The sequence below is a fragment of the Nostoc sp. DSM 114160 genome (genome assembly GCF_053470305.1).
In genome coordinates, this window is the sequence record NZ_JBPFGO010000003.1 from 872,323 (window position 1) to 884,049 (window position 11,727).

Here is an 11,727-nt window from a genome sequence, read left to right on the forward strand (position 1 = left end):
TCAGCATACAAACTTCTTCTGTTAACGCGGCAGTTACTTATTTTCTTCCAAGGAAACGAGCGCAGCTCAGAAAATAGAACCGAGTCGCCCCTCTGCTGAGTTGATAACTGAAAATTCAGTTTCGGGTGTAGAAGTCAAAACAGTTCATGAAGGTATTTATTTCGCCGTATCTGTACCAAATTCTGAAAAATGTTCGCATGAGGCGATTGTAGCGAGGTCAAATCTGCGACCGGGGCGTATGCAGAAACTCAAGGTTGCGGCGAATTCGGGGCAGAATCCGGGCTTTGACTTCTTGCGGAAATGCAGAGATTATGATCCGGCACTTGTGATAACGATCAAGAAACTGCTAGCTAAATTTCCCCAGGGGGGAATTGCAATTGCAGACGGAGTATTGATTAACTTTAAGAGTTAATGCTAAAAGGTAATTGAACGTGGATTTATTGGTTAGAGAAGTTGAACTTAACGATGCTGAAGCTATTGTCAGCATTTTGAATCCAATTATTGAGGCTGGAGTATACACAGCGTTTGATACACCCTTGACTGTCGAGGCTGAACGTGATTATATTTTACACTTTCCAATACGTGGAGTATTCCATGTAGCTCTGTGTTATCACGAGCAAAAGGTTGTAGGATTTCAAAGTATGGAAGCATTTGCTAACTACACCCATGCCTTTGATCGTGTGGGAGTGCTAGGAACTTATGTTGATCTGTCATATCGACGCCAAAAAGTAGGTACAAGTTTATTTAATGCTACGTTTGAGCTTGCGCGTCAGCGTGGGTACGAAAAACTGCTTACTTATATTCGTGCAGATAATATGGCGGCATTAGCTACTTACCAAAAGCTTGGTTTTGGAATTATTGGTACAGCGAAAAGACAAGCCAAAATTAACAGCAGATATATAGACGAAATCATTGTTGAAAAATTTTTGTAGAGATTACAGATGGACACTCATGAATTGCTATGGCAATGCTGCTCGCTTTGTGCATTTTTAACTCGGAATTGGGTTTGGGAAAAAGGTTACTGGGTCTAGGTTGAAAGTTTTTTCTTTGCCATTTTCCCCAAAACCCGATTAGTATTGGGTGAAGTGGGATGAGCAACGCAATTGCCCTTCATTGCAGTACCAGAGTGCGATCGCTGATTTTGAAGGAGGCGTTGCGAACGAGGATTGGGATAAAATCACCGGAAGCTGTGTTTGTGGCTGCTTGTAAGGAGGGGAAGAAAGCGGAAGCACAACAGGCCAAATCTACTGCGATTGCTTGGTTTGAGTGGGCGAAGAAACAGCGAATTGTGATTGCAATGTCTGGTGAGATTGTGTACACGCGCTTTAAGTGAAGCGGTGGCGTTGACCGAGACGATCCAGCGGTTTGGGATGCAAGGGTAGAGTTTTGTGTCTGCCTAAAATTTTAAATAGTCGAGTAAGGCGATCGCTGCTCGTTCTCAGTGAAGCTGATAAATTTGTGCAAAAAAATCAATACTTTTCTAAGATGCAAAAGAGTGCTTTGGGAAGGGGATCGATTATCCCATGATAGACCGTTTGTTTAGCCAAACGCAGATGAAATCGTTCTTTGAATATCTGCCCAATCTCCTCTGGGCTAAAGCGGTAAGGCCCTTGTTCTCTTGTTTCCTCTTGAGAGAAGCATTTCAGTAACAGGTAGCACTTAGGCTTTAATAAGCTTGCGACTGTTTGGACGTAAGTACCATAGCTTTGGGGTGGCAGAACATGGAAGCATCCTCTGTCGAGAATCAAATCGAAAGATTGTTGCAAACGACTGTTGAGAATATCATCTTGTTGAAACGAAATTTCTAATCCCTTTTGGTTTGCCTTTGCTGCCGCCTGACGAATGGCCCCCTCTGACAAATCTGTTCCCATCGTCTGAAATCCTCGTTCGGCTAGGGCAAGCGCCTGAGTTCCGGGCCCTGTTCCCAAATCCAGCACTGAACCATTGCTCACCTCAAGGGTAAGGAGCGCTTCTTCGACATCTGGATCTAAGCTAGGGTTGAACCAAGGCATGGTTTCAACGGCCTGTTCTTGATAGAGCGTTTCCCAGTTCGGAAATTCTCGTTCGGTCATCATTAGTTACCCTTTCTATTGAATAGGTGAATATAATAGCTACAATGTCTTGTAAAAACTCAAGTGATTAAAGTCAGCTAAATTGCCTTATGCTTTTGGCATGGTAGAGTCAATCGACTTACGTTGATGTAATAGCTCAAACCATTGGCTCAATTTAGGATAGTCTTGCTGCCAATTATGGCCAAATCTGAGGCTGTAGTAACCCAACCCTGATATAGCTGCAACATCAACAGCACTCATAGTTTCATTGAATAGGTAGGCTGAGTTAGTCAACTTTTGCTCAAAAACACCTAAAAGGCGATTAATGCTGGACTGATATTTAGCTTGGGTGGCAAAATCGGCTTGATTTCCTTTACGGGTTTCGTACCACAATCCCACAACATTATCTATCAAATTATCTGCTAACTCTTCCCCCTGACGACAGCACAAACGCTCGACGCGCGAACCTGGATAGAAACTCGGCTCAGGATAAGTTTCGTCTAGATACTCCACAATCAGCGTTGAATCCCAAAAAACGAGACCATTTTCATCTACCAATACTGGAACTTTCCCAATGGGAGATAAACTCAGAAATTCTCTTGATTTATTGTTAATGTCTATTTCTTTAGGTTCGTAAGGTAGCTGTTTCTCTGCCAGGACAATTCTCACTTTCCGAGCGTAAGGTGAACGCTGTGCATAGTATAAAATTCGCGCCATATCACTGCTATAAATTCAGTTCAATTTCAATACCATTGCCAATTTACGAGGCTTTAAAGCCCGTAGAAACGGCATGAATACGTCCCAAAGAAGTAAGCTTGGCAAAAATCTGATTTAATAAAATAGGCTCAGGCATTTCCGGAAGCATTTTTAAGATTTCATTAACATATCGAAAACCACGGTAGTGAACCTTAAGGTCAATAATGCTGGAACCGGGATTGTGGTGACGAAAATCAGCGAGAAGATGGTGGGATAAATTAACCATGAAGAATGCGTGTTTTAGCAGCATTAGTCACAGCAGTTTGTCCCAGGTTCATAAAATCTTCCAATCCCCAGAACTGCTTGGCATCACGAAAATTAAACACGAGAGTGGAAACGGAGTTTGTAGTAGTCGATTATCTTCTCATATGAAAACTTTAGGTCACTAGAAAATAGAATTACATGACTACGAGCATTAGTTTTAAGATTTGTTTTGACTACAGTAACTATATTTAGTGCTTGAGCAAATTCCTTTCGAAGTATTCAAAATTCAAAATTCAAGCATTTTAGAACTTCTGCCCCTCTGCCTCTCTGCCTAATGCCAATACCCAACGCTAGTTTTTTGGACATTGCTTAATATACATTGTTTTGATAGGAATACCGGAGTTTTATGAAAACTTCTTGCTTACTTAAATGGAATATGTGATACTCTAAAAACTATAAACAAAGCACGGTAGTTCTATCGAATTACCGTAGTTTAAAAGGACAAGACTCATGCAGCTACTATGGTTCATCCCAACCCACGGCGACGGACGTTACCTTGCAACTGCTACAGGTGGAAGGGCAGTAAGCTTTCCTTATCTGCGGCAGATTGCCCAAGCGGTGGATGACCTTGGTTATACAGGGGCATTGCTGCCTACAGGCCGCTCTTGCGAAGATGCTTGGATTGTAGCGTCAACCTTGGTATCACTGACGCGACAGATGCGTTTTTTAGTAGCGATTCGTCCCGGCTTGGTATCACCTGGAGTAGCGGCGCGGATGGCGGCGACTTTCGATCGCCTCTCTGGGGGACGCTTGCTGATTAATGTCGTGACCGGTGGCGATCCCGTGGAGTTAGCGGGAGATGGCTTGCATTTGGATCACGATCGCCGCTATGAATTAACAGATGAATTTTTGACAGTATGGCGAGCGATCGCTAGTGGCGAACAAGCCAATCTCCAAGGCGACTATCTTAACATTCAGGATGGGAAACTGCTGTTTCCACCTATTCAAAAGCCATATCCGCCCTTGTGGTTTGGCGGTTCCTCTCCTGTTGCTCAAAAAATTGCTGCCAAGCACATAGATGTCTATCTAACTTGGGGCGAACCACCAGCGCAAGTAGCCGAGAAGATTGCAGTAGTTCGCAGACTTGCAGAAATACAAGGCCGGACTTTGCGGTTTGGAATTCGCCTACATGTGATTGTGCGCGAAACTGAGAGTGAAGCTTGGGATGCAGCGAATCAATTGATTAAGTATGTGGATGATGAGGCGATCGCCAAAGCCCAAAAAGCTTATGCCCGAATGGATTCAGTTGGACAACAGCGAATGACTCAATTACACTACGGTAATCGTGAGGCCTTAGAGATTAGCCCGAACCTGTGGGCGGGAGTCGGTTTGGTGCGGGGTGGTGCGGGAACAGCCTTAGTCGGCGATCCTCAAACCGTAGCTGCCAGGATATTAGAATATGCTGATTTAGGTATTGAGTCCTTTATCCTCTCTGGCTATCCCCACCTAGAAGAAGCTTATCGAGTTGCAGAACTTCTATTTCCCCATTTGCCATTAGATAATTTACCCGCAGTGGAGAAGCAACACGTCTTAAGTCCATTCGGCGAGATTGTGGCAAATGAAGATTTCCCTAAGCAGCAACATCAGGAGAAAGCCACATCCATATCCTAGTAAAGTTTAGGGTATTGGGCATTGGTTATTTCCCATTCCCCATTCCGATTAATGCATAGGAGTTTAATTGAATGACAAATATTTTAGCGATCGCAGGTAGTCCAACACATCCATCTAGAACCTATGGTGTTGTCGAATATACTGCCCAGCTTTTACAACAAGAAGGCTTGCATGTAGATATTATTTCAGTTCGAGATTTACCTGCTGAAGATTTAGTTTTTGGACGATACGACAGCCCTGCTTTAGAACAGCCAAAAGCTTTATTAGCAAAGGCAGATGGTGTGATTATTGCCACCCCAATCTACAAAGCTGCTTACACAGGAGTGCTAAAAACATTTCTAGATTTGCTGCCACAAAAATCATTAACAGGTAAACCCGTGTTACCAATTGCTTTGGGTGGAACCATCGCTCATTTATTAGCAATTGAATATGCTCTAAAACCTGTGTTATCTGAATTAGGAGCGCGGCATATCCTCGCTACAGTTTATGCAGTAGACAAACAAATTCAACGCCAACCCGATAACAGCGTCTTGTTAGATGAGGAAATTGACCAAAGACTCAAAGACGTTCTTAAGGAATTTGTGAAAGCTGTAGAATATGATGCCGCAGCGCCTCAAGAATTGGTTCATGCCAATTAAATAATTAAGTTTATACCTCCGTTTGCTTGTAGCAGAAGGGTAAATTTTACCCATCTGTTACTTTTTTTTAAAGTTAATCAGAGCCACATAACTTTACTTTCAGAATTTCATAAATGACACTTTTATTGCAATCTTCAAATTATTTATAGATCGCGCTCATACTTATCTGCCAACTTTTATAGTCTATTAAACTAACACCGCTATAATTTATTATCTTTTCTATAAAATATATTGTATATATGCAAATTGTCTCCTAACTCTACCTATAGTAGATGAGTGAAATTTACTCATCTACTACTTTCTCTATTTACAGCAGTTTTCATGTATTTGAACCACATTTGTCGTCAGGACACAGCATTGCTCATTAGTGTCAACTTAACGCCAAACCCCTTGTCCGTCGGGAATTGAAATTCCCGCCTCATAGCTCAAGTCATCTGAAGATGACTAAATATCGACCAAAAATCTCCAGTCTACTTCAGTAGACTTAACCTAAAAGCCGGAAAATTTATTTTCGGGCGGGGATGGGCAGCACTTTTTTGGTCAGGTTAGCCAGTAAATTAGAAGTAGGGCGTAAAAAAATAAACTCAATGAAAGCGATGTCTAACGACAAGCCGCAAGGCGTCTGCGCTTCTGAACTTGCATCTATCGTCGGTGAAGAAAATGCTATTTGCCTTTGGGAAAATATCGAATTCAGTCAGCAAAAACGTATCCAACAAGCTATAGCTTCTGGAAATTCACCCAGTTGTATTGTCTATCCCCGCAGCCAAGAACAGCTAGCCGCAGTCATGACCGCGGCTCACGCCAATAACTGGCGCGTGCTTCCCTGTGGTAGTGGCAGTAAACTTAGCTGGAGTGGTTTAGCAAAAAGCATTGATGTTGTAGTTAGTACAGAACGCATCAACCAACTGATTGAACACGCTGTTGGTGATTTGACTGTCACAGTCGAAGCTGGGATGAAGTTCTCCGATTTGCAAGCACTTTTGGCAAAATCGCGGCAATTTCTTGCTCTTGACCCCACAGCACCAGAGTCAGCAACCATTGGCGGTATTGTTGCCACAGGTGATACAGGTTCTCTGCGGCAACGTTATGGCAGTGTACGCGACCAGTTACTAGGTATTACATTTGTCCGTGCTGATGGAGAAATCGCCAAAGCTGGGGGAAGAGTAGTTAAAAATGTTGCCGGATATGACTTGATGAAGTTGCTTACCGGGTCTTATGGCACATTAGGCTTTATTAGTCAATTAACTTTTCGCCTGTATCCGCTAGCCGAGGCATCGGGGACGGTGGTACTAACTGGGAAAGCTGAGGCTGTATCTCAAGCGGCTGATATCCTTCGAGGTTCGGCGTTAACACCAGTTCAGGCTGATTTGCTATCAACTAAATTGGTGTCTAGTTTAGGATTGGGTGAAGGACTGGGATTAATTGCTCGGTTTCAAAGTATTAGTGAGAGTGTTAAGGAACAATCAAACCGAGTTTTGGAAGTTGGACAAAAGTTAGGGTTAAATGGGGCAATTTTTACCGATAGTGATGAAGCTAATCTATGGCAGAGATTGCAAGAACGAATACATACTACTGCTACAGAATCGGTAATTAGCTGCAAAATAGGAGTATTACCTACTGCTGCTGTGGGGATTTTGACTCAAGTGGAGTTGGGTTTAATTCATATTAGTAGTGGTTTAGGTTTGTTACAATTAGAGAGTAAAAATCAAGTTTTGAAAATCCGCGATCGCTTAGGCTTTGCTAGAAGCAATCCCACTCAAGCGAGTAGTGGTTTTTTAACAATTCTGTCAGCACCAGTTGCGGTTAAAGAACAAATAGATGTTTGGGGTTATACGGGTAATGCTTTACCGTTAATGCGCCGTATTAAGGAACAGTTTGATAGTAAGCATATTTTAAGTCCTGGTCGGTTTGTGGGTGGAATTTAAGAAAAGAACCGCTAAGACACAGAGAACGCTGAGATAGAGAGGGGAAAAAGAGAATATATGCAAGTTTCAAAAAATTCTGTTAATAATACGGCTAGTTTAAAGAATTTGAAGGGCTTTGATGAGAGTCATCCACCCGATCCGAAGTTAATTGATAGTTGTGTACATTGTGGATTTTGTCTTTCGACTTGTCCTAGTTATCGGGTGCTGGGTAAGGAGATGGATTCTCCTAGAGGACGCGTCTATTTAATGGATGCAATTAATGAGGGTGAAATTGCTCTCAATACCGCAACAGTAGAACATTTTGATTCTTGTTTGGGGTGTCTTGCTTGTGTGAGCACTTGTCCTTCTGGTGTGCAGTATGACAAGTTAATTGCTGCAACTCGTCATCAAGTTGAACGAAATTATCCCCGCAGTTTACCAGATCGATTTTTTCGCCAATTGATATTTTCTCTGTTTCCCTATCCCAATCTTTTACGGGTTTTATTAGTTCCGTTGTTAGCTTATCAAAAATTAGGATTTGCTAAGTTATTTCGGGCTACGGGTTTACTGAATAAAATATCGCCCCGTTTAGCAGCAATGGAATCAATTCTGCCAGAAATTACTCTCAAATCTTTTCAAGATAATTTGCCTACTGTGATTCCTGCTAAAGGTGAAAAGCGGTATCGAGTCGGGGTAATTTTGGGTTGCGTTCAACGGCTGTTTTTCTCACCTGTGAATGAAGCGACAGTGCGCGTTTTAACAGCGAATGGTTGTGAAGTTGTGATTCCCAAATCTCAAGGTTGTTGTGCGGCGCTTCCCGAACACCAAGGACAAACAGAACAAGCGAAAGCTTTAGCAAGACAGATGATTGATAGTTTTGCCAAAACAGATGTAGATTTCGTAATTATCAATGCTGCTGGTTGCGGTCATACTTTAAAAGAGTACGGTCATATTTTAGAAGATGACCCAGAATATCGGGAAAAGGCAAAGGATTTTGCCGCTAAAGTTAGAGATGCTCAAGAATTTTTGGCAACTGTTGGGTTAACAGCGAAACTTTCACCGTTGACTGATAAACCATTGAATTTAGTTTATCAAGATGCTTGTCATTTATTGCACGGACAAAAGATTAGCGTCCAACCGCGTCAGGTGTTGCGACAAATTCCAGGGGTGAAGTTGAGAGAACCAATAGATGCAGCTTTATGTTGTGGCAGTGCCGGAGTTTATAATATGCTGCAACCAGAAGTTTCTGAAGAATTGGGTCGGCAAAAAGTAGAGAATTTATTGAATACTGGTGCTGAGTTAATTGCTTCTGCTAATCCGGGGTGTACTTTGCAAATTACGAAACATTTGCAGTTGCAAGGTAAAAAGATGTCAGTTATTCACCCGATGGAGTTGTTAGATTATTCGATTCGCGGTGAGAAGTTAAAATTGTAGACATTTTTTGTAGAATAGACACTTGTCATTGATTTTAAAGCAAAGAGCCAAAGCTACGTTTTTACTGTCCTCCTCGCTTGCCTACGGTGTATACATAAGTCAAATTACCCCCCTTAATCCCCGCGATGTATTGGGGCGAAACAGGAATCTTGTTCCCTCCCCAATACATACGGGGAGGGTTAGGGTGGGGTAATTCGAGGACTGGTAGTGATTCGACATGAGTTCGATGAACCTCTCCCGGACAACCTCCCTCTCCCACGGGTCAAGCAAGGGAGGAGCAACGAGAAATTACGGTTTTGGCTCCCCTCTCCGTGTCCAAGAGGGGTTGGGGGAGAGGTCAAAAAAGGTCTTGTCGAACTCACGTTCAATTAATCTTAGCGTTCGCAATCCCTGCTCAGTTTCTCATGTTTCATATCTAGCAAGCTTTTCGGCGTTTTCCAACCGTCGAACTCACGTTACATCTAGCGTCCTAACCGTAATGGCGATTGCTATAAAACCAGGGCAGAAGTTGGTGATTGACAACGCTACCTTTCACAAAGGTGGACGCATTGACCAATTGGTGCAGGCTGCTGGTTGTGAAGTCTGGTACTTGCCACCTTACTCTCCTGATTTAAATAAAATTGAGCGGTGCTGGTCTTGGCTAAAAAGTCGTATCCGCAAGCAACTCGAGTACTTCCCTACCTTGCGAGCGGCGATGGAGCATGTTCTGAGTTTAGTGTCCTAACCAACCTGACGATTGCTATAACTCAACTACAAAATCGGGGCAGATATTAGCAAACGTTCCTTTTTGTGCCGAAGTCAGCGCCTGCCATCGTTTTCCACTCACCCAGGAGGCATCGGGGGAGCGAGTTGCACCATTGGTTAAAATGAAGCCTGTAGAAGAGTCAAAGACCTTACCGGGTTCGCCTGCATTACGCCACCACAAATACAATTCGCCAGAAATACTGCAATTTCGCTCTCCAGTTTCCCAGCCTGTTGGTGGGTTCACTATTAATTCTCCTTGTGCGGTTCTTTCCAGTCTCAAGTCTCGGTTGGCTGCGGCTAAAGCAGCAAACTGTTCTTGAGTAACATACAGCCCAATGGACTTAGGCAACTCAATCAATAGGGTTTCGGTTTCTGGAGTGGCGGGTGTTTGTACCATCTTGACCTCAAGGATTCGTTTAGGAGGCAGGAGGCAGGGGGTAGGGGGCAGGGGGCAGGGGGCAGGGGGCAGGAGGGAAGAGGCAGGGGGCAGGAGTTAGAAGGAAGCTCTTTATGTTTGATGAATCAGTCCTGCTTGTACTTCACTTACTTGCAATCTGCTGTAATTATAAGCGATCGCCATCTCAACTCTTACCCCTTTCTCTTCTGTTGGGATGATGAAGTCAACTGATTTACTATGCCATCATCAGCAATAAAACAAAATGTCAGTTGAGGTTTTTCATGGCATTAGAAGGGGTAATTTTAGATATTGATGGCACGCTGGTTATCAGTAATGATGTTCATGCAAATTCCTGGATAGAGGCATTTGCAGCTTATGACTTGGAAGTGCCATTTGAAAAAGTTAGACCACTTATGGGTATGGGTGGAGATCAACTAATTCCTAAAGTAGTGCCAGAATTAAATGGTGAAGAAGGAACTGGCAAAGCGATCGCTCAACTACGCAAAAAACTATTATTTGACAAATATATACCGCAAATCACTGCTGCTGCTGGTAGCAGAAACTTAATATTAAAGATGCAAAAATCGGGATTGCATCTGGTTGTCGCTAGTTCAGCCAGTTCTGAAGAACTTGAGATCATGCTGAAAATTGCCCAAGTAGATGATTTGCTAACGGAAGTAACTACATCCGATGATGCAGAAGCATCTAAACCTGCTCCTGACATTGTAGAAGCTGCCTTGAACAAAGGGCAAATAACACCAGAAAAAGTCGTGATGCTAGGAGATTCGCCCTATGATATTGAGTCTGCCGCCAAAGCAGGGGTAAGTGTAATTGCTTTGCGTTGCGGTGGCTTTAGCGATGAACAACTGTCGGGAGCGATCGCAATTTACAACGATCCAGAAGATTTACTCCAGCAGTATGACTCTTCTATTCTGGGTGCAAATGCTTAAATACTAAAAGGGTACTAAAAGGGTAGGCGATCGCACTCGATTCATTAACAAAGCTGTGCAATATTATACTAGTCAAAAAGCCTTAGAGCCATCCTACGGGCGCGACTTGATTTGGAGTTGGTGAAGTTTTGAGGCGATATCTGGTGAAAAGCTACTTTGCATCTGCGCTTCCCACTTTTCTAGAAGACGCGATTAATCGCGTCTCTAACCTTTGGCTCAGACCTTAGTGTAATTATTGATTATATTAGCTAAATCTGGCACTGCTTCTTCTACGTGCTTTTTGGCTGAACCGCGAAGTTTTTCATAGGTTCCTCGCACAATTTGGCGGGTTGAGTTCTTGACTCTCGCATCGGTAACACTCAGTAGCGCGTCTGCTGTATCAGAGCGATTCGTACTCAGATATTCAACTGGATCGCCTTTCTCTACGCCTCTACTCCAGATGGGATCGAGAGCTGTAAAGCATTGCGGTAATATTTGCTCAACGACATAGGGAATATACCCTGGCTTAATCCCTTTCAAAGCAGCAAAGGCAGTTTTCAAAGCGATGCCGCTCATGCCTGACTTGGATGCAAGCTGTCTTTCAATCATGTTGCAACAATCATCTACGACCATAGCCTTTTTGGTCGGGTTCAAAAGTCCCTCGCTAAGTCCCATTTCACTCTTCCTTATCTAAGTACTTAATTCTATTCGGCTAATTTTTTAGCAAGCAGGAAATTACAGAAAATGGTATCAGAGTTAGAGGATGTTGTGGATAAGCTGATACGCTTTTAAACTGCATAGTTGAGAAGAAGCAAGGGGGCAGGAGGCAGGGGGCGGGGGGCAGGGGGCCTTTCAAGGGCAGGCTTTTAGGCTTTCGATAAATAGTTGAGAATGTTCTCAATTATTGAACGTAGTTTTAAGTTCTCAGACAATGGTTTTGGTTTTAAAATCCCAAAAATTTGTCTAATCAAAAAAACCTGCCCCTTTCTGGGGCAGGGG

The 11,727-nt window shown here is 43.1% G+C and carries 11 protein-coding genes and 3 pseudogenes; 9 read left to right on the plus strand and 5 right to left on the minus strand.

The features are described 5' to 3' along the window. The first annotated feature begins 100 nt into the window (after positions 1-100). From NSTCB13_RS28985 to NSTCB13_RS28995, 3 genes are all read left to right on the plus strand, one after another. The gene (locus NSTCB13_RS28985) at positions 101-412 is read left to right on the plus strand and encodes a hypothetical protein (protein WP_448274650.1); all 312 of its coding nucleotides are present in this window, start codon (positions 101-103) and stop codon (positions 410-412) included. Positions 413-431: 19 nt separating this feature from the next. Continuing rightward, positions 432-932, plus strand: coding sequence for a GNAT family N-acetyltransferase (locus NSTCB13_RS28990; protein WP_445626948.1), 501 nt, complete (start codon positions 432-434; stop codon positions 930-932). A gap of 158 nt (positions 933-1,090) precedes the next feature. Then, positions 1,091-1,333: a hypothetical protein gene (locus tag NSTCB13_RS28995; protein ID WP_445626947.1), complete on the plus strand. Its 243-nt coding sequence runs from the start codon at positions 1,091-1,093 to the stop codon at positions 1,331-1,333. Between the two features lie 136 nt (positions 1,334-1,469). Here NSTCB13_RS28995 and NSTCB13_RS29000 read toward each other — a convergent pair whose 3' ends face one another. The 3 genes and pseudogenes from NSTCB13_RS29000 to NSTCB13_RS29010 all read right to left on the minus strand — a co-directional run. Beyond that, complete coding sequence (locus NSTCB13_RS29000) at positions 1,470-2,075, minus strand: class I SAM-dependent methyltransferase (protein ID WP_445626946.1); 606 nt, start codon at positions 2,073-2,075, stop codon at positions 1,470-1,472. Between the two features lie 84 nt (positions 2,076-2,159). Beyond that, a complete protein-coding gene (locus NSTCB13_RS29005; RefSeq protein WP_448274651.1) occupies positions 2,160-2,768 on the minus strand; it encodes a glutathione S-transferase family protein in 609 nt (202 codons plus the stop codon). A gap of 43 nt (positions 2,769-2,811) precedes the next feature. After that, positions 2,812-3,290, minus strand: a pseudogene (locus tag NSTCB13_RS29010) (IS4 family transposase); the annotation flags it as partial. A gap of 231 nt (positions 3,291-3,521) precedes the next feature. Between NSTCB13_RS29010 and ssuD the strand changes: the two are divergent. From ssuD to NSTCB13_RS29035, 5 genes and pseudogenes are all read left to right on the plus strand, one after another. Next, positions 3,522-4,682, plus strand: a complete 1,161-nt coding sequence (gene ssuD / locus NSTCB13_RS29015) for an FMNH2-dependent alkanesulfonate monooxygenase (RefSeq protein ID WP_448274652.1) — start codon at positions 3,522-3,524, stop codon at positions 4,680-4,682. A gap of 71 nt (positions 4,683-4,753) precedes the next feature. Further along, positions 4,754-5,320, plus strand: a complete 567-nt coding sequence (gene ssuE, locus NSTCB13_RS29020; RefSeq protein WP_448266164.1) for an NADPH-dependent FMN reductase — start codon at positions 4,754-4,756, stop codon at positions 5,318-5,320. A gap of 587 nt (positions 5,321-5,907) precedes the next feature. Next, positions 5,908-7,245, plus strand: a complete 1,338-nt coding sequence (locus NSTCB13_RS29025; RefSeq protein ID WP_448274653.1) for an FAD-binding oxidoreductase — start codon at positions 5,908-5,910, stop codon at positions 7,243-7,245. A 57-nt stretch (positions 7,246-7,302) separates the two neighbouring features. Continuing rightward, positions 7,303-8,658 (plus strand): (Fe-S)-binding protein, encoded by a 1,356-nt coding sequence (locus tag NSTCB13_RS29030; protein WP_448274654.1) that lies wholly within the window; start codon positions 7,303-7,305, stop codon positions 8,656-8,658. Positions 8,659-9,148: 490 nt separating this feature from the next. Then, positions 9,149-9,382 (plus strand): annotated as a pseudogene (locus NSTCB13_RS29035) (transposase); the annotation flags it as partial. A gap of 18 nt (positions 9,383-9,400) precedes the next feature. Here the strand turns inward: NSTCB13_RS29035 and NSTCB13_RS29040 are convergent. Then, a pseudogene (locus NSTCB13_RS29040) lies at positions 9,401-9,799 on the minus strand (Uma2 family endonuclease); the annotation flags it as partial. 281 nt (positions 9,800-10,080) lie between these two features. On the opposite strand from NSTCB13_RS29040, the gene NSTCB13_RS29045 reads away from it, so the two are divergent. Beyond that, positions 10,081-10,749 carry an HAD family hydrolase gene (locus NSTCB13_RS29045; protein WP_448274655.1) on the plus strand — a complete coding sequence of 223 codons (669 nt, stop codon included), beginning with the start codon at positions 10,081-10,083 and terminating at the stop codon, positions 10,747-10,749. Positions 10,750-10,965: 216 nt separating this feature from the next. Here NSTCB13_RS29045 and NSTCB13_RS29050 read toward each other — a convergent pair whose 3' ends face one another. Beyond that, positions 10,966-11,403, minus strand: coding sequence for a DUF6918 family protein (locus NSTCB13_RS29050; RefSeq protein WP_448266170.1), 438 nt, complete (start codon positions 11,401-11,403; stop codon positions 10,966-10,968). Positions 11,404-11,727: the final 324 nt, after the last annotated feature.